This is a genomic window from Bdellovibrio sp. HCB290, assembly GCF_047305925.1.
GTDB lineage: Bacteria > Bdellovibrionota > Bdellovibrionia > Bdellovibrionales > Bdellovibrionaceae > Bdellovibrio.
Genome location: NZ_CP178620.1, coordinates 860,968 through 879,192, shown reverse-complemented (window position 1 = coordinate 879,192; position 18,225 = coordinate 860,968). Strand labels below are relative to the sequence as shown.

Genomic DNA, 18,225 nt, shown 5'->3' with positions numbered 1-18,225 from the left:
CTACTTCCCCTGTTTAGTGGCTTTTTCAAATGAAAAAGTCTCGCCCCGGCTGAGTACTGGAAAAACTGTCAAAGGCAGATTTGCGTTTTGCAAAGACTCTTTCAGTTTTACCGGTGGCTCGGCCATCGGTTCGTCACTGAGTTTAAATGTGCCCCAGTGAATCGGTAACGAAAACCGTGCGCCCAAATCCTGATGGATATGTACCGCCTCGGATGTATCGATATGCTGCTTTTGCATGAACCAGCGTGGAGCATAGGCACCAATCGGAATAAGAGCAACGTCCACCGCACCTAGGCGCTGACGGATATCCTGAAAATCCCTGGAATAGCCGGTATCTCCGACGAAATAGACCTGTTTAGTCAGCCCCTTAATCATCCAGCCGCCCCATAGCGTACGATTCACGTCAAAGGTGGTACGTGTGGTCCAATGCTGGGCCGGCGCAAAGGTGAACTGAATAGGGCCTATTTTCTCCCCACTCCACCAATCGTATTCTTCGACGTTTATTATTTCCTCACCCGCCAGCAGTTCTTTGTTGCCTAACGGCACCAGAAAACGGGTTTGCCCCTTGTTCAGCTCATTGATTTTTTTAAGTGAAGGCAGATCCAAATGATCATAGTGACTGTGCGAAATAACCACGACGTCGATCTTGGGCAACTGCTGGATTTCCAGAGGAAGTTTTCCGAAACGCTTAGGACCCATAAAGCTTATCGGCGAAACGCGTTCGGACAGCGACGGGTCTGTTAAGATATTTATCCCGTCCATTTGCACAAGCATTGCCGAATGACCCAGCCACGTTATTTGTAAAGGTTCGGGATTTTTAAGTGCATTTAAATCCACCGCAACAACCGGGGCACCATCGGGCTCATCCGGCGGAAAAGAGGTCGTCCAACGCTCCCAATACCACTTAAGGACACTTGCCTTCGGAGAGTTGTCGTAGTTATTCAAAAATCCGTCCTTCCCATGATGGGGAATATTCGGATCATGATATTTAAAAGGCCCTGCGCATCCCACAAGGACTCCCACTTTAATCAGGAGTAAAAACCAGCTCATCTTCATTGTACCAACATAACACTTTACACACAGCTTCATCGAGAGGAATCATTGCCACGCCGAGACCTAAGGGCTACGACAGATAGATACAAATACTGACTTCCGTAAAACTGGAGAAACCTCTGTGATTGCTGAATATTGGAAGCAAAGATCCACCCACCAAAAAGTCCTTATTCTTTTCATTCTGACACTGTTCTTCAGAGCCTTTTTCAGTCTTAACATCGGACTGATTGATGATGAGGCGTACCATTGGTCATGGGCCAAAGATCTGCAACTTTCCTATTTCGATCATCCGGGAATGATTGCGTGGCTTGAGGCGATCACGACTTCGATTTTTGGCGACAATCAGCTTGGTGTTCGTCTGCCAGGATTTGCCTGCTTTGCAGCAACGATTGTCCTTTTGTACAAACTGACCAAAGACCTTTTTGATGAGTGGGCTGCGATCTTTGTGGGCTTTGTGATGCTGTGGTCTCCGTTCTGGGGCTTTGGTGGCTATGTCGCTTCCCCTGAGCCTGTGTTTGCTTTGTGCTGGGTGGCAGCGGCCTACGTCTTCTGGCAAGGTGTGCGTGAAGACAAACAACGCTGGTCCGTTAAGAAAACCTGGATCTGGCTGGGAATTTTGATGGGCTTGGGACTTAATTCCAAATTCATCATCGCCTTGCTTGCACCGGGATTTGGTTTGTATTTGTTGGCGACTCCAAGCCGCCGCAAGGATTTACTGACACCGTGGCCGTGGGTGGGCTTCCTGATCGCGACCGTGTTATGCACACCGATTTTCTGGTGGAACCATCTGCATGACTGGCCGGGTTTCCGTTATCAATTCCACGATCGCCACGAAGGTAGCACCTTCAGTATGGGCCGTTGGGGCGGCTGGTTTGCAGCACAACTTTTATTCAGCACGCCGTTCCTGTACGTGATGATTGCGCTGGCGTTTGTTACTTCACTGCTTAAACGCAAGGAAGCTCGCTGGAGATTTTTATTCTGTCTGACCGCGCCTTCGATCTTCGTCTTTTATCCGCAGCCGTTCTTTGCGGACTACAAACCACACTGGTCCGGAGCCGCTTACACTTTGCTTCTGATGGGCGCTGGTTACATCTGGTCACAGGGATTGAAGTGGGGGCAAAAACAAATCGTCAAAGCCCGTAGCAAGGTTTTCACTTACGGAATTTTGGGATTCTTTATTCCATTGGCTTTGCTGACTTACACACCGTTTGCATACCCGTGGATTCCAAAGGCTTTCAAGTTTTTTGCTCCGAATGCGAAATGGGAAACCACTTTCGATCCATCCAATGAGTTCACTGGCTGGGAAGACCTGGGGCAATTCGTGAATCGTCGCCAACGCGAAATTCACGCAGAAACCGGGCACCGCCCGTTCCTGGCAGCACTTCGTTATGAGACCACAGCGCAAACTACCTGGGGTACGAAAGCCAAGATCTATATGCTGAACTCGACTGTCAGCAACTACACAGTGATGCAATCCGTGGAAGAAATGAAAAACATGGAAGGCCAGGATGCGATTGTTGTGACCACCGAGAAATACGACAAGGATCCGTTGGAGTACGCGAAGTTTGACAGCTGCAGCCGCGATAAGCTGATGACCTTCCGTCACGGTGTGCATGCGCGTACGTTCTATGTATACTTGTGCAAGAACTTCCAGGGCATTATCTATGGCCCGAATGAAAGACCACCGTCTGCAAGACAGTAGGGCTTTTTTTTAACGACGAATCACGGGTTGGACTTGAACTATAAGGTTCTTAAGTTCAACCCCATTCAAATGGATCGGCAACTCGCCTTTAAATCTACGATCGATTACCTTGATAAGATAAAAACCTTTTGGGATATGACCTGAAAGCTGGAAAGACCCATCAGAAGCGGCTCGGCCGCGGGCATAAATCGTGGCATCGCGATCAATCAGATGCACAACAACACCGTTCATATATTTTTGATTCACACCCCGAACACGAAGCATGCCATTTAAGACCACCTGTTCAGTGATGCCTTCAACACCTGAAGAACGAACTATTCTATCGTCCCCACCCTGCTGGGAAACCTCAAAGGTATCTGTCGCCAAATCCTGTGGAGCCTGCTCCTTATCGTGAGCACAAGAGCCCAAACCCACGGCTACGGCTAAAATCAAAAATAAATATACACTGTTCTTCATAGGCTCATCTTAAGGTACGGACACACTTTTGGTAGCAATAGCGCGTCACAGTCGGTTATTTCACAGACTTCGCGTGAACTGTAATCTCCTGATCATAGCTGTTCACATAGACTCGGGTTGCCCCCGTAAACTTTTTGGAAGTGATCTCGACAACATAGTGGCCATTGAAGAAAATTCCAGAAAGAACAAAATTACCTTTAATGTCAGACGTCGCATTTGCAATCGTAACTCCGTCATCATCCAACAAGCGAACTGCTGTAAACTTAAGCGGAGTAGTTTCCACTCCCTCGCCCTGCATGATCACTCCTCGAATGCGGGTCACTTTGTTTTTCGTGCCCGAAAGGGGAATGCCCGTTACATCGTAGACAGAACCCTGCCTGCCATCATCAAGAGATTTGCCATCGACCCCATAGGTTTGACCATTCAAATACTCCAGAGGATTTTTGACTTCTTTTTTATCTTTAGAAGCACAAGCCCCCAAAATCAAAAATAGACCCAACAAAAAAAAGAATTTCATTTTCATAAACCCTCCGCCCCAATACTTTAGTTCACAGAACTTAAATGACCAGCAATGCCGCAACACTCAAAGAGCATTCTGAATCCACCCCTTCTCCTGAAGGCAGGACGTCGTCATTCGAACTCGCGGAGGGGCCTTAGCTGGCTTCGTGTGAGTTCCGCAGCCCACCCGAATAAACTTAAGACAAAAACCAAAACATCGAACCCCAAAAAAAACAAAATCCCCGCTCAACAAAAAAGAGCGAGGACTGAATGTTTTGTTCGAATGTAACGAGGACCTAAACGTAAGATCCGCGTTTGATTTTTTCCAGGATCAGTTTCTCTGTTTTGATTGGATCTTTTGGATCCACAGAGAAGAAAGACTGTTGCTCGCAACGAATCTTTTCTTTGATCAACCAGCGAAGGATATCCGCTAGGTGTTTATTCTTCTTATCCAGGAAGAATGGATCGTTTTCCAAAGCATCCTTCGCTTTTTTCAAAGCGCGGGCTTCAGCTGGATCCGATTCTTTCACTTTGTAGTGAGGAAGATCATATTTTTTAACGTCTTCAGGCAATACACCCAGGAATCTAACGTTCGGTGCAGAGAAGTGGGAGTTACGGATCAAAGACGCCGCAGATCCCGCTTTCAAAGTACGGAAGATATTTTGCATGGTGTACGCATCGAGATCTCCGAAGAAGTACATCGGAACATCAAGTTCGTCTTGAATCAGCTTAGACCAACCACGCACACCGTTCGATGGAACCCCTTGAGCACCCATCACGATACAGTTGTTACGTTTCGTGAAGCCCATGGATACCAGCGTATTCGCCGTACCTTCGGACTCTACGATCAAGCAGAAGTCGATTTTCTTTTTCGCCTTCAATTTCAAAGCTTGCGGTTTATTTTTTGGTTGGAACGGAGAAGTACCCAGAGTTGAAAGATCGACAACGGCTTTATCACCATCGTTCAATGTTTCAGTTACAACCAATTGTTGAGAATAAGTTTGTCCACCGCGGTCATTGGCGAAACAGTTCAATTCCTCACGGTACACTTCAAGCATGTCACCGATAAAGTCGATGATCGAATCTGATTCAGACTGATCGTCGAAATCCAACGGTTTCAAACGAGAGTTCCCTTTGATCAAACCTTTGCACATGTAATAAAGCTCACGCTTTGTATTTACAGAGCCAATTTCCAAGTTGCCCAAAAGAATTTCCAAAACGAAAACCACACGAGCCAGCTTTTGTACTGAAGATACGTTCAACTCCGTACGAACAACTTTATCACCTGGAGTTAAGTAACCCACTTTGGCATTGTACAAAGAGTTGTCCAATGAAGTCTTAACAGCCTCCAAAACCGGACGTTTTGAAGATTCAAGGTCCTTCAACATCTTGTCGGCCAGGATGCGGGCCTCTTTTGGAATATCAATTTTAAGTTCGCGAACGCTAAGTAATTTTGCCATTACGCTTTTTTCCCAGTCGTTTTCTTAGTCGTAGCCACCGCTTTTTGCGTACCAACGGCTTTTTTCGTCGTAGTTTTTTTAGTGCCTTGGGCAGCTTCTTCGTGGATGTCCTCAGCAGAAATCACATCGAATTCCTCTTCGTCCCCATGATCGATACCCTTCTTCTTTTCACGCTGTTTTTGCGCCAAAAGTTTGGATTCTGCTGCTTCCAGATCTGCAATCGCCTCTTCAGAATCGCGGCCCAAAAGTTTTTTCAAACCTTCTTCAGCCTTTTTCTTACGGGATTCAGGTGCATTGATGATTCTTGCCAACCCCTCTACAAGGATCGGACCGAACTGTTCAATATGGGCCAATTTTCTTTCAAGATCCGCTTCCTTCACTTCTTTTTTGATGTGACGTGAAAGTTTTTGACCTGCCTGGATCAATGCCAGGCGAATCTCTGCCACCAACTCTTCAGATGCATCGATTGTTTCTTTCGAGGCATTTTTAAATTTGATGAACGGAGAAACGATGGAAATCGCGAAAATATAAGGACCCAGTGGCAAAGAGTCTTTCGGTTGACCCAAGCCATAAGTTTTCCAGTTCACAGATTCGATCGCCCAAGTGATCGCACATCCAGATTTGTCGAACTGAAGTGGAACACGGTTCGCGAAACGAAGAAGTGTCACTGGAGAATCGTTCTGTTGATTGCGGTCTTTGAAACGCGCCAAAGCAACTTCCACAACCACCGGTTTGAAGTCACAAATTGTCGGCTTACGAGTCACAACTGCAAAGAAGTCGATCTCACCCAAACGAGTGATGGATTTGGAAAGTGCTTCCTCGCCCACAGTCAAAACTGACTTCGTAGAAGGAGCCATCAAATCTGTATTTTGAACGGCTTGGAAAACCTTTTTAAAGTCCTCTTCGCTTAAAGAAGTGATTGGTTTTTCCAAAAGGTTTTTTGGAAGACCGTTCTTAACAAAGTCTTTAATCGACTGATCACTGATACGAGAGAAACCCGTCTTCAAGAACTTCGACAAAGTCGTTTTACCGAACAACGTCGCATGAGTGATAAACTCACCCAATTTGAACGTATGAGGATGTGGTAATGAAGCCTCTGGAACTTGCGGAACTTCAGTGCTGACACGAGCGATCGTTACAAAGTCAGCGTCGCTTAATTTGTAAGTGATTGTCATATGAGGATTCACAAGAATTGTGCCCTCGATATAAGTCAAAAGACCACCATCACCGTTCAATTGAATACGTCCATCAAGGATGAATTCAACACGAGTTCCGTGATCACGATCCCAATCCATAGACTCTTTGTTTTTAACAATTCCCGTATTGGATTTGATGTCGACATCGACTTGCGCCGAAATCGCTTTACGCATTTTTTTAGTCTTGGAAACAACACTCACACCACGAGCATTTGTCATCTGCGCCCAGGTAGTGGCTGCAGAGATACCGATACCCTGTTGACCGCGCGAACATTGACCGCGACCGAATTTGGAAGACGCAAGATACTCCCCGTAAACCTTGGCAAGATCTTCGCCTTCGATTCCGGGACCGTTGTCTTCGACAACGATGCGAATTAAATCAGTATTTTTGGTGGAACCGGTTCCTACTTTGGAAATCTCTACTAACAGATCAGGCAAAATGCCGGAAGATTCACAGGCATCTAAAGAGTTATCTACGGCTTCTTTTAAAGTCGTCAAAACGGCTTTCAATGGAGACGAGAACCCGACTTGCTGAAGGTTCTTAGCAAAATATTCAGCTGTACTACTTTTGGTAATTTTGCTCACAGTCGCTTAGTCCTTATAACGATGTTAACGAATTTTAATACAATGACTTTGATAGCTTATTCCTAACGCAACTGGTTAAATCAAGACCAAAGGCTCAACGTCGCGCGGCGCAAATTTTAATGTGAGGTAATCCACCTTTAACTTCCTTGCTTCAATACATAACGGGCCATATGAACATTAGTTAGTAATATTGCGCAGTACGTTCTAGAATTTCAGGAAACCATGGAAAGTTCAGATTCATTATTCGCGACGTTTAAAAAACTCGCCGAATCATTTACACATTTGATCGAAGAGGAAGGGATCGTGTTTCGCCCCTACGCGAATCCGCACCTTATCCACTTCAGCCGTTTGAGCCGGGCCGAACAAGAAGACGTTGTCACCCGTGTAAGCATGTATGTTTTGACCTGTGTTAACATGAAGCAAAAACGACTTTCCATGACCAACAACCGCCTGTTCGTTGAGACATACCTGAATACAGCCGGATTGTATGCGCGCCCTGAGGATCTGGATCTAATTCAGGACGAACACTTCGTTGAAATTTACAATCGCAATGGAATGCATCTATTCCGCTCCCTGAATATACTGGAAATCAGCAGTTACACATTCGAAGACCTGTGCTGCCGCCAATGGCAACATCTCTATGAGCGGCCGGCCGATCAGCAGGAGAAAATCCTGGCCGCGGCGACTCACTTCTTCCAGCTGAAAAACCCCACCCGTCAGGAAACGTCTTTGCCCTTTCATGTGATCGAAAAAGACACTTTGGAAAGACTGATTTATGATGCGGAAACAAAATGGCTGATTCCTGTGTTCAGAGACGACAGCTTTGAAGCTGCACTGACTATTCTGCTGGATAGAAATCCAGAAGTTCTTCCTCAGTTCTTCAAACCTTAAAACTATTCTTCAGTTTCAGTATTTTCCGGGGAGTCAGACGCCACAACGTCTTCGACTTGAGAGGATACTTTAAGCTCTTCGAGAGCCATTTCTGCGCGGGTTTTATGTCCTTTTTTGCTGTTACAGTCTTTGCATGAAGGAACGCAGTTATTTTTGGTGGATTTCCCGCCTCGAGCAATGGGAATCAAGTGATCCATGGTAAGCTCTGCAGATTTGAATTTCTCTCCGCAGTGATAGCACAGTCCTTTACCCAATTCCTGGCGCCACCACTGGCTTTGACGAAGCTCACGTGCCTTCGCCTTTTCCTTTTTTTGGTGCGCCTCAGGGGCTGCACTAAAGTAATAATCCATGGCGATTTTTATAGCCGAAACACCTGTTTCCAGCAACCCACCCTGGGTTTTTACCCGTTATTTTCATCAAAATAGCCCCAAAAACGACCGGTTTTATGGGTCTTTTTTCCTTTCTTCATACATACGACTCGTCCTGCTGACCAGAAACTGGACCTAAGCCAGTCCTTAAATGCTCAATTCTACGGGCTTTTTTGCCGATAACTTTTCTGAGAATTCTTATTTTGAGGAGTGAGCTATGTCCGTAAAAACCTTTAAAAAAGGCGAAGTCATCTTTAAGGATGGCGATAAAATCACCTCCGTCTATCTGATTCAATCAGGTGGCGCTTCTCAGTGTCTGATCCGTGGCAAAAAGAATGTGGAATTTTTCCAGCTCGGGCCTTCGCATTTCCTGGGCGATCAAGTGATATTGGGTGCACAAACTCACCCGACAGCGGCCGTTGCCACTGCAGAAACCAAGGTACTTGAAATTCCCGTAGATACCTTAAAGCAAACTTATGAAGGCGCACCACAAATGCTTAAAGTGATCATCAAGTCACTGGCAGAGCGTCTGCGTATGGGCGTGAATGAAGTTCGATCTTCGAAACTGGAAAAAGACTCTTCCCCATGTCCTGAGGATCAGGTTGCCAAAGCCTTTGGCGCTGTCTTCCACACAGCAAATCATAAAGGCGACAAGACGATTTTAAACGGCCGGATCATCGTGGAATGGCAAATGATGAAACAGTACGCTCAGCGTGTTTTTGGTGAAAGTCCAAAACGCGTTGAACAGGTCATCAACATCCTGGTGAAACAGAAGCTGGCATTGTACGAAATGGGTAAACCTGCCGACAACCCCGAGGGCGCTGACGAAATTCAAAAAGTTCACTTCCTGGATTTGAATCTGGTAGAGGCCTTCTTTGAATTCTTCCAGTACTACTACTTCAAAGGTGCTGGAAAATCCGAGCTGTTGCGCGTGGATGAAGTCTGTTTGAATCTTTTGGATGGACTGCTGAAAGTAACTGGTGATTCACCGGAAGTGGATCGCTTTGGTGTCACCAGCGTCGAGTTTTCGAAATTTTCAGACTATTGCACCAATGAACTTGGCTTTGCCCTGAATAATGATCACTTCACCCGACTCGAAGGCAAAGGGATCTTTATGAAGCGCCGTACAGTCGGCACCGGAGTTCTACTACAGTTCGAAATCAAAGAATTCCGCTCAATGTTGCAAAGCTGGAAAATGCTTCGCGAGATCGACAAATGGAATGAGCGCGGTTTCGTCGACATCAACGAAAAAGAAGAAAAACCTAAAAAGAAAACCAATGGCCCACAATGCCCTCAGTGTAACTCTGAAGTGGTCGCTGGAGCTAAATTCTGCGGAGAGTGCGGCCATAAACTGGTCAGCGCGGCATAGTTATGGGTCCAGTCACTATTTTCAAAACAGTTAATAACCAAGTCCATAAAAGATTCCTTTTGGAGACCTTGGTTGCTATCGAAGGTGAAATTCTGCTGAAAGGCGATGAAGATGAAAGCGAGCATGTGAGTGCCGTTTCCATCAATGATCAGAATCAAATCCAATGCGTGATGACGGATGGATCCAAATTCAAGTTTGGCCTGAAGAGCGTGCTGACTTGTTATTTCCGTGTGAACAACGAAAAGTACATGTTTGAAGCAACAGCTGTGCCCTTTGAAGGCGGTCTGAATCTTTCCGTGACAGATCTATTCCATCTGCAAAGAAGAAAAAACTTCCGCTACACCCTGCCTTCAGGATTTCAAGCGGACTGCCTGATTGCAACGTTGAACCTGCAGCAGTCCAATACCACTTGCCGCCTGATTGATGTGTCAACAGAGGGTTGTGCAGTTTTACTGACGGCAGAGATGCCAACCTTGCGCTTGGACGACCGTGTGGAAGCCGTCATGTTTTTACAGGATCGCGAACCGATTCCTGTGCAAGGCTTCGTCAAAAACCTTCGTGTGCATGGTGATGACATGGTTATCGGCCTTGAGTTCAATCATTTGGCAAACTCCAGTGAATTTGCCATCATCAGCGCTATCGTCGAAATGCAGCGTTCGGCTTTCAGAAAAGCCGCCTAAATTTATCTGCCTGGAGTGGGATAATAGAGTTTATTGTCCCACATGCCTTCGTTGAAATACTGAATCTGTGCTTTTAATTTTTTAACTAGCACTTCCTTGCGGGCGGCTGGCTCTGTCAAAGGCCGCTCCCCATTACGATCGTCAATAGCAAACATCACCGGATCCGCCTGCCCTAGAGCCCAGCGAATGCGATAGTCCTTGGCAAACAGCTGATAAATTCCATCGTTGTAAACCACTGCGACCTTGTCACCGTCGACAAAGATGGAACTGCCCAGATAGTTTTCTTCCTTCTGAGGCAGTGCAAGGAAATCCAAAATCGTCGGCAAAATATCAATATGCTGAACCACCATCTTTGTATCCACTTTCGGAAACGTAAATGAGGGATGGTAAAAGAAGATCGGAACCTTGTAATCCCCCACTTCATTTGAGTATTCCGGTCGGTAGTGCAATGACGTGTGATCGGCCGTAAATATAAATAGCGTATTCTTAAACCACGGTTGTTTCTCTGCCTGAGTGAAAAACTTTTCCAAAGACATATCGGTGTAGGCGATGGTCTTTAAGATCGGCAACTCCCCTTCCTTAAACACGTCTTGATACTGCGAAGGAATTTTAAATGGCTGGTGGGAGCTCAAAGTGAACACCGAGGTCATGAACGGTTGCTGAAAACCATTCATTCGAGTCAGCATCCACTGCAAAAAAGGCTCGTCCCAGATTCCCCACACACCATCGTCGTCTTTGGTGTCCCCGTATTCACTGGCACCATAGTATTTCTCGACTCCGGCACTTTGCATGAATGAATCAAAGTACATTGTGCCATTATGTCCACCGTGGAAAAAACTGGTAGAGTACTTTTTTTCGGCAAGCAAGGTTCCCAGGCCCAGAAAATAGTTTGACGTAAAATGTGACGAAATAAACGGTTCACTCATCAAGGCTGGAATGCCCGCCATGATCGCAGCAATGCCTTCAATCGAGCGACGGCCATTGGCATAGGAGTTTTCGAACACCAAGGATTTCTTCATCAAAGAATCCAAAAACGGTGTGCGAGTCACTCCATCCACTGGGCCAAAATACTCGGATCCAAAACTTTCCAGCATGACGATCACAATATTTTGTGGGGTGCCCGGACGGTGGCCGGTCAAACTACTGCCGACCATTGAGCCATTCAACAGGGCCAGCATTTCATTCTTATCGCTGAAATACTTTTCGTGTTTGATGTCGTTGGCTCCATAGCTTTTGATAAAAGTAAAAGTTGAATTCAGTACCAGATTGTTCAATAGAGGCGCGGTAAAGACATTGGCATTCACGAAGTTTATGGGCTTTCGCTGAAACCCACCGCGAATACCGAAAACGGCGAAAACCAAGGCCAGAAAGCACATTAAACTGTGTGCTCCCCATGCCTTCAAACTTCCCTGCCAATGTGTGGATTTAAACGGTCGACGCAAAATTATCCAGGAGGATGCCATCAGGGTCGCCACAATCAGGGTATTGACCAAAAACAAGAACCAATAGCTGCCGACAAAGTTCAGCATTTTGCCCTGGGCTTCGTTCAATATAAACAAAGTGTCATAGGTAAAACGGCGCCCCACGAAGTTAATGAACTCGGTGTCCACCAGATTCAAAATCAAAAAAGGAACATTGATCACGCAGAAAATGGCCCAAATGACCTTTTCCCACGCAGAATTCCATTTGGCCGGCCAGGGAAAAAAGCTTAGCAACAAAAGCGGAGCCACACCGCAGAACGCCGCCGACAAATCGAAACGCATCCCCACAAAAAAGGCCCACAGGATGTCTGAAGTGGATTTTGAATGAAATAAGTTCCAATTCCAGATCAAAAACTCGGCCCGCGCCAAAGCGTAAAAAACCATCAAAAGCAGAATCAGAGAAAAGATCTTAATCAAGCGCTGTGAATGTCCAAACATAGGCTCATCCTATTACTGCTGCATCATGTTAAACAAGGCTCGACTTGGACCGCTTCCTTTGGTAGGTTCGCCCCCATGACTCAAGAGCAAATGAAACAACGCCTAGAAGAAAATTACCCCAACGGTAAAATTGAAGTTTTCGATTTAACGGGAACTCAGGATCATTGGGAAGTTTATGTGGAAAGCTCCAAATTCGCGGGCTTGAGCCGCATCCAACAACACCAGCAAGTAATGGCCTGCTTTGGACCAGAACTTAAAACGGGTGAGGTTCATGCACTCTCCATTAAAACAAAAATAGTCTAAGATAATTATTCAATACGAGGAATTTATGAATCCAGTTCTACAAAAAATCGACGGTATCGTTAAATCGAACAAAGTGGTGCTTTTCATGAAAGGCACACAACAATTTCCAATGTGCGGCTTCTCTGCACGCGCTTGCGCGATCCTTCAGGATATCGGTGTTCAGTTCCAAGACGTGAACGTACTTGATGACGAAGAAATCCGTTCCGGTATCAAAGAGTATGGCAACTGGCCAACAATCCCTCAGTTGTACGTGAACCACCAACTTGTTGGCGGCTCTGACATCATGATGGAAATGTACCAATCTGGTGAGCTTCAGGAATTACTAAAGTAATTCCTGTCCGCCGAAGCCTTGGCGAAGGAGGACTCTACAAATGAGATGCAACGTCGCCACTTGGGACCGCACACTTAGATTCTTTATCGGCGTAGGATTGACCGCCTACGCCATCGCCGGGGGGCCTTTCTGGACTTACATCGGTGTTTACGGTCTGTTCACCGCTGCTTGGGGCTTGTGTCCCATCTACGCATTCTTTAGAATAAGAACACTGAAAGACTTTTACCGGCCCGTTCACGACCAGGAATAGGATGACACCATGGCACCAGCTTCTCTCCTCGAACTTGATAGTTTTCTAAAAAAAGACCAGATCAAAACCGACGAGGAAAGTTTAAAGTACTGGGGCAAGGACTGGACGACCTATTTCGATATCAAAGCCACAGCTATCGTTTTCCCACACACCACTGAACAAGTTGCCTCCCTGGTAAAATGGGCGCGCAAAAACAAAATCGCCTTGGTACCTTCTGGCGGTCGCACAGGTTTATCCGGTGCCGCAGTTGCCACTCAAGGTGAAGTGGTTGTTTCTTTTGATCAAATGAACAAAATCAAAGACTTTAGCTCCATCGACCAAACGGTGGTGATTGAAGCCGGCGTGGTGACCGAGACGTTGCAGGAATTCGCACACTCTAAAAATCTGTTTTACCCAGTTGATTTCGCGGCCACTGGATCGTCGCAAATGGGTGGAAATATCTCTACCAATGCGGGCGGCATCAAGGTAGTTCGCTATGGATTGACTCGTGACTGGGTTGCGGGACTGAAGGTTGTGACTGGCACTGGTGAAGTTCTGGATCTTAACAACGGTCTTGTGAAAAATGCGACAGGTTATGACCTTCGCCATTTGTTCATCGGCGCAGAAGGCACCTTGGGCTTTATCACGGAAGCGACTATTCGCCTGGCACCGGCGCCACCGCCAATGAAAGTTCTGGTGATGGCCGTTAGTGGCCTTGAAGCCGTGATGAAGATTTTTGGAAAGTTTAAAACTCAGACGTCCCTGGTGGCGTTTGAAATGTTCTCGGACAAAGCCCTGGCAAAAGTTTTGGATAACACTGGTTTGCCAATGCCTTTGGAAACACAGGCTTCGTTTTATGTTTTGGCAGAAGTTGAAATCCGGTCTGAAGCTGACGAAGAAAAGGCCCTCGAAGTTTTCGGTCAATGTGCCGAAGACGGTTGGGTGGTTGATGGCGTGATTTCGCAATCCGATACTCAAGCCACAACATTCTGGAGATACCGCGAAGATATTTCCGAGTCTTTGGCCAAGTACTCCCCGTACAAGAACGACATCTCGGTGGCGATTTCAAAAGTTCCACCATTCATGGCTGATCTGGAAAAAGTTTTGTCGGGTGCTTATCCAAATTGGGAAGTCGTTTGGTTCGGTCACATCGGTGACGGCAATCTGCACATCAACATCTTGCGCCCGCAGGGCATGAGCAAAGAGGACTTTGTTCAGGAGTGTCGAAAAGTCGACGTCATGGTATTTGATGCAGTTAAGAAATATCAGGGCTCCATAAGTGCGGAACACGGTGTGGGGCTGACCAAGAAATCCTTCCTGAACTACACCCGCTCCAATGCGGAAATTGAACTGATGAAGGGAATCAAAAAAGTATTTGATCCCGACAACATCATGAATCCTGGAAAAGTGATTTAAATTGAAGGTCACCTAACAAGTGGCCTTTTTCATTTTAAAACGGCACTGCAAAACCAAATTCATTCAAAACAAAATTGCTCATGACTTTAAAGTCCAGACGGAAATCACGGGATTTGAATAAAGCCGTGGTGAAATGCACAAAGGGCATGGGCATGATATCCACCGAGTGGCCCCCTAAAGTGGACATGAACTTCATCCTGTAACCGTCGATTTCCCAGCACTCGGTTACCTCGCGGCGTCCATCAAAATAGGTCTCGCAGGTTTTTGGTGTCTGCCGGGCGTAAACACCGAAAGTAACTCCCCATTGTGTGCGATCAGATACTTTAAAGGTCTCCCCTATTTGCAGTGCCCCTGCCGGATTGTCATAACAGTCCTTCACAAATGCAGCAAGCAAAGTCAGACCATTGCCAGCCACGTACTCAAGCCCCACTCCCGGAGTGATGACTGTGTTGCCTTTACCATCAACCTTGCGGGGCATGTATCCCGAAGCATTGGGCCCCGGAGAAACCCCATGCACTACAAAGGACGGCATCACCAGACTTAGCCCCTGCAGCGGATTCTTTCGCGTCACTAACTTTTCCGCATAACTTGATGACTGATATCCAGCTCCCCATCCTGTGGAACTGAAACTTACAATAAGAACCAGGAGCGAAATCCATCTCGCCGAATACATACGGACCCCCTGTATGTGGGACACATTCAGGGGGTCATCGGTTAAATAGAACTATTTCAGTGCTGGCGAAACTCGACGGATTTGGGTGTGAGGTGCTTGGAGTATATTTTTTTTAAGGTCCCGTCGGTTTCCATGGCCCTCATATTGCGGTTAATCAGCTCAACCTCCTGAGGTGACATGCGGCGAGTGGAGTACACATAGCCTACCTGGGATTTAACCTTTTGGTCCGGCAGTCGTGTCGAGATCTCAGCAATTTTCAATTTATCAATGTAGTAAAGAGAAGTCGCGGTTGAAAACAGAACCGCCTGCACCCGTCCGGATTTTAGCATCCTGAACAATCCCTCCGGATTAGGCGCGCCGACAGTTCTGCCCTCGGCATTCAGAAGCGCTAGCTCCTCCGGAGTCCATGCGGAGTGAGAACCAATCATCACACCCACACGCATTTTTTTATCATTTAAAAAGTCCTGAACACTTACGTAATTTTTTTTCAGTGACCGTAAATATGTCAAAGATCTTTCTGCCTCATAGAGTGGCATAAAGACACCGACATTTTCGAACTCAAACTTCGAGCCCGCCAGGAAAAATAAATCCATTCTCCCCTGCCGCATCCTGGAGATGGCCGCGGGACGTGTGTATTCAGTCTCTATGAAACTGCAACCGGTGCGTCGACTGAGCTCCCTCGAAACCTCGATACCGATTCCGCCAAGACGACCTTTTTCACGCAAGTAAATAGGTGCGTAGTCCGCCAGACCCACTTCGAAAGTTCGACTGCAGGGTTCATTACCTGCAGCTGCACCAGCATCAAAAGACGTCCATATCACTAAGCAAAAAATAAAGAATGCGCACATAGTATCACCTTAGCGGAACCAGTTTATCCTGGGTAACACCTTCAGTTCTAGGGAAGCATGTTTTGCAGCAAGATTAGTTTATCAATGGCGAAACACATCGGAAACTGTGTCCCCCGTCAGCATAGGATGTGTCGTAATCGAAATCTGTGGCAAACACCCCGGCCTGCTGTCCGTTGCTGGCACTTCCCCCGCGAAACAGGGCACTGGCAGGTCTGGCATCGTTGATCCAGGCTTTGCCGAATCCACAATACTCATTGCCTCCACCAGGCGTCAGACATGTAATACCCAATGCACCCATCAAACTTTTAAAGTAAGTGCCGTCCGCAATATTGGCCACCAGATCATTTGTTCCCGTGAAGGTATCAGCATAAGTGTATTTCACACCCTCCCAAGCTCCGCCGGAAAAATCCCACAAAACTGAACCATTCGACAGTTTGTGAGTCCTTTTAAGATTATTCCAAACGGAATCTGAACAAGTTGCGGTTGCCCCCGGGTAAGTAAAGCTCGGCAAATTCGCGCAGGCATAGTTGTCGTCAGCATCGGCGGGCTCCTGATCGCCACTACTGCGATTGCCTTGATTCAATTGCCCCGAGCCGACAGCATTTCCATTCCAATTACTTGCGACCCCAGCAATATTGCGTGCAATCACATTCCACTGCAAGTTGCTTACCAGATCATAACCGGCACCCAACGCCTGGCATCTGTTAAGCATTTGCGGCATTGTAATTTGCCTCCACGCAGTTCCCGTCGGTCTGGAGTCCGCGACCAAAGCTGGATTGTACGTCTGATATCCGTCGTCATCCCCCAGGATTTTCATTTCATACTTAGCGATACAGAATTCATTTTGTAAAGTTCCGTTTTCACCGGGAACCAACACGTAGTTAAGCGGACATAAAACACTCGTCGAAATTTTCCACGTCGTTGAATATGCTCCGATTGTTAGGATGGAGGTACGGGTACCCGATGCCAGGGAGGTCATCTTCAATGAAAACACATCCCCTGAGTTGGCATTAAGGCTGGCCCCTGCCGCTGTCCAGTCAGCGCACGGCACAAGACAAATCTTAGCACCATTTGTGGCTGTCACCGTTACCGCCGTGACACTGCCACCGATAGTAAATGTTGAACTTTCATACTCTGTGGTCGAAGTGGCATTCTCAATAGATGCCAGATATTGCGGAACGACCGACGCCGTCCACGTAACGGCAACTGCTGTGGAGGTGTTACCGGCTTTGTCCCGTGTGCGAACTTCCAGACGATAGTTCACTCCATCCACAAGATTCAGCCCCGTCGCCTGCAAAAGACTTCCCGTCCCAAGACTAGTCCACGCCTGCATTACTTGGGAGTCACTAACTCGTACGACCTGCCCTTGATAATCCAGGAAACCGGAGTGTGCGGCATCCGCGGCTTCATTGGCCGCCGCATTTTTTATATGAACCTTCGGGGAATAGGTCATGGTACCAACTCCCTCTGCGCCTTCCGCAAGTTCTATGGCTGGCACCGCACTTGCCGTCGAATCCAAAACAGCACTCAATGAGACACAGCTGGATTCATGAGAAAAACGATCCCGAAATTTTACCGAGACATCCTTCACACCATCGCCTGCAGCAAGAGCCCAGTTCTTGTTTACTGCAAAATCCTCATAGCTTCCCGTTGAGCAGTTCCCGGAATTCGAAATCTTCATTTGGTGCAAAGTTGGATCCGTCGCCGCCAAAGTAAATGCGGCGGTCGCATTTTTAACAAACTTCACCGAACCCGCATCGACATAGTCAGCGGTGATGGCAATGGATTCGCCGGTTGGTACGCTGGTATCAAGAGTCAACTGCGTACTTACGCACGAAGTAGTAATTCCTGCAGAGTCACGAAACTGCACGGACACATCCTTGACGCCATCACCAGCGGTCAAAGAATGAGCGCCCACAGTTGCAGCATAACCGCCCCAGGAACCACCCATGCAATCCGCATTGTTTGTGATTTTCATTTCAATCGGAGCCATCGTAAGAACTGTGAATGACAAAGCCGGAGAAACGTCATCAGTGTATTGCACACCTGACACTTCAAGCGCACCGACAACCGAAATACTGACCGGTCCCAAAGAGGATCCTGATCCAAAGTTTTGGACCGATAATTCCAGTGTGCAGCCACATAAACCTATAAGTGGCAAAGCGCATTTCAAGAATGACTTCAACAGTGAATCCACCAATACGACCCCAGCTATTTCCGAATTAAATATCGGTTAATTTGCTAGATC

18 protein-coding genes are annotated in these 18,225 nt (G+C 46.9%); 8 read left to right on the top strand and 10 right to left on the bottom strand.

What is annotated here, in order from left to right:
- Window positions 1-1,056, bottom strand: coding sequence for an MBL fold metallo-hydrolase (locus ACLVWU_RS04390; RefSeq protein WP_413577636.1), 1,056 nt, complete (start codon window positions 1,054-1,056; stop codon window positions 1-3).
- 118 nt (window positions 1,057-1,174) lie between these two features.
- Here ACLVWU_RS04390 and ACLVWU_RS04385 point away from each other — a divergent pair, with 118 nt between their 5' ends.
- Window positions 1,175-2,755, top strand: coding sequence for an ArnT family glycosyltransferase (locus tag ACLVWU_RS04385; RefSeq protein ID WP_413577634.1), 1,581 nt, complete (start codon window positions 1,175-1,177; stop codon window positions 2,753-2,755).
- A gap of 9 nt (window positions 2,756-2,764) precedes the next feature.
- Here the strand turns inward: ACLVWU_RS04385 and ACLVWU_RS04380 are convergent, their stop codons facing one another.
- The 4 genes from ACLVWU_RS04380 to ACLVWU_RS04365 all read right to left on the bottom strand — a co-directional run bounded on the left by ACLVWU_RS04380 (window position 2,765) and on the right by ACLVWU_RS04365 (window position 6,950).
- Window positions 2,765-3,211, bottom strand: coding sequence for a hypothetical protein (locus tag ACLVWU_RS04380; protein ID WP_413577632.1), 447 nt, complete (start codon window positions 3,209-3,211; stop codon window positions 2,765-2,767).
- A 55-nt stretch (window positions 3,212-3,266) separates the two neighbouring features.
- Window positions 3,267-3,734 carry a hypothetical protein gene (locus ACLVWU_RS04375; protein WP_413577631.1) on the bottom strand — a complete coding sequence of 156 codons (468 nt, stop codon included), beginning with the start codon at window positions 3,732-3,734 and terminating at the stop codon, window positions 3,267-3,269.
- A 271-nt stretch (window positions 3,735-4,005) separates the two neighbouring features.
- Window positions 4,006-5,169: a DNA topoisomerase VI gene (locus ACLVWU_RS04370; protein WP_413577629.1), complete on the bottom strand. Its 1,164-nt coding sequence runs from the start codon at window positions 5,167-5,169 to the stop codon at window positions 4,006-4,008.
- Window positions 5,169-6,950, bottom strand: coding sequence for a DNA topoisomerase VI subunit B (locus tag ACLVWU_RS04365; RefSeq protein WP_413577628.1), 1,782 nt, complete (start codon window positions 6,948-6,950; stop codon window positions 5,169-5,171). The genes ACLVWU_RS04370 and ACLVWU_RS04365 overlap by 1 nt, the downstream gene beginning before the upstream one ends.
- Before the next feature lie 222 nt (window positions 6,951-7,172).
- Here ACLVWU_RS04365 and ACLVWU_RS04360 point away from each other — a divergent pair, with 222 nt between their 5' ends.
- Window positions 7,173-7,841, top strand: coding sequence for a hypothetical protein (locus ACLVWU_RS04360; RefSeq protein WP_413577627.1), 669 nt, complete (start codon window positions 7,173-7,175; stop codon window positions 7,839-7,841).
- A gap of 2 nt (window positions 7,842-7,843) precedes the next feature.
- On the opposite strand, the gene ACLVWU_RS04355 is transcribed toward ACLVWU_RS04360, so the two are convergent.
- Complete coding sequence (locus tag ACLVWU_RS04355) at window positions 7,844-8,191, bottom strand: HNH endonuclease (protein WP_413577625.1); 348 nt, start codon at window positions 8,189-8,191, stop codon at window positions 7,844-7,846.
- A 235-nt stretch (window positions 8,192-8,426) separates the two neighbouring features.
- On the opposite strand from ACLVWU_RS04355, the gene ACLVWU_RS04350 reads away from it, so the two are divergent.
- Window positions 8,427-9,578: a cyclic nucleotide-binding domain-containing protein gene (locus ACLVWU_RS04350; RefSeq protein ID WP_413577623.1), complete on the top strand. Its 1,152-nt coding sequence runs from the start codon at window positions 8,427-8,429 to the stop codon at window positions 9,576-9,578.
- Window positions 9,579-9,580: 2 nt separating this feature from the next.
- Entirely contained in the window at window positions 9,581-10,258 is a 678-nt protein-coding gene (locus ACLVWU_RS04345; RefSeq protein WP_413577622.1) for a PilZ domain-containing protein, read from the top strand.
- 2 nt (window positions 10,259-10,260) lie between these two features.
- Here the strand turns inward: ACLVWU_RS04345 and ACLVWU_RS04340 are convergent, their stop codons facing one another.
- A complete protein-coding gene (locus ACLVWU_RS04340; RefSeq protein WP_413577620.1) occupies window positions 10,261-12,177 on the bottom strand; it encodes an LTA synthase family protein in 1,917 nt (638 codons plus the stop codon).
- Window positions 12,178-12,252: 75 nt separating this feature from the next.
- Here ACLVWU_RS04340 and ACLVWU_RS04335 point away from each other — a divergent pair, with 75 nt between their 5' ends.
- The 4 genes from ACLVWU_RS04335 to ACLVWU_RS04320 are packed head-to-tail and all read left to right on the top strand — an operon-like array spanning window position 12,253 to window position 14,456.
- The gene (locus ACLVWU_RS04335; protein ID WP_413577618.1) at window positions 12,253-12,480 is read left to right on the top strand and encodes a BolA/IbaG family iron-sulfur metabolism protein; all 228 of its coding nucleotides are present in this window, start codon (window positions 12,253-12,255) and stop codon (window positions 12,478-12,480) included.
- Window positions 12,481-12,505: 25 nt separating this feature from the next.
- Window positions 12,506-12,811, top strand: a complete 306-nt coding sequence (gene grxD, locus ACLVWU_RS04330; protein ID WP_413577616.1) for a Grx4 family monothiol glutaredoxin — start codon at window positions 12,506-12,508, stop codon at window positions 12,809-12,811.
- A gap of 40 nt (window positions 12,812-12,851) precedes the next feature.
- On the top strand, window positions 12,852-13,061 hold the full coding sequence (locus ACLVWU_RS04325; RefSeq protein ID WP_413577615.1) for a DUF2892 domain-containing protein: 210 nt from the start codon (window positions 12,852-12,854) through the stop codon (window positions 13,059-13,061).
- A 9-nt stretch (window positions 13,062-13,070) separates the two neighbouring features.
- Window positions 13,071-14,456, top strand: a complete 1,386-nt coding sequence (locus ACLVWU_RS04320) for an FAD-binding oxidoreductase (RefSeq protein ID WP_413577614.1) — start codon at window positions 13,071-13,073, stop codon at window positions 14,454-14,456.
- A 34-nt stretch (window positions 14,457-14,490) separates the two neighbouring features.
- Here the strand turns inward: ACLVWU_RS04320 and ACLVWU_RS04315 are convergent, their stop codons facing one another.
- The 3 genes from ACLVWU_RS04315 to ACLVWU_RS04305 all read right to left on the bottom strand — a co-directional run bounded on the left by ACLVWU_RS04315 (window position 14,491) and on the right by ACLVWU_RS04305 (window position 18,174).
- Window positions 14,491-15,129, bottom strand: a complete 639-nt coding sequence (locus tag ACLVWU_RS04315; protein WP_413577613.1) for a hypothetical protein — start codon at window positions 15,127-15,129, stop codon at window positions 14,491-14,493.
- A gap of 56 nt (window positions 15,130-15,185) precedes the next feature.
- Window positions 15,186-15,977, bottom strand: a complete 792-nt coding sequence (locus ACLVWU_RS04310; RefSeq protein ID WP_413577612.1) for a substrate-binding periplasmic protein — start codon at window positions 15,975-15,977, stop codon at window positions 15,186-15,188.
- Between the two features lie 73 nt (window positions 15,978-16,050).
- Complete coding sequence (locus ACLVWU_RS04305) at window positions 16,051-18,174, bottom strand: hypothetical protein (protein ID WP_413577610.1); 2,124 nt, start codon at window positions 18,172-18,174, stop codon at window positions 16,051-16,053.
- Window positions 18,175-18,225: the final 51 nt, after the last annotated feature.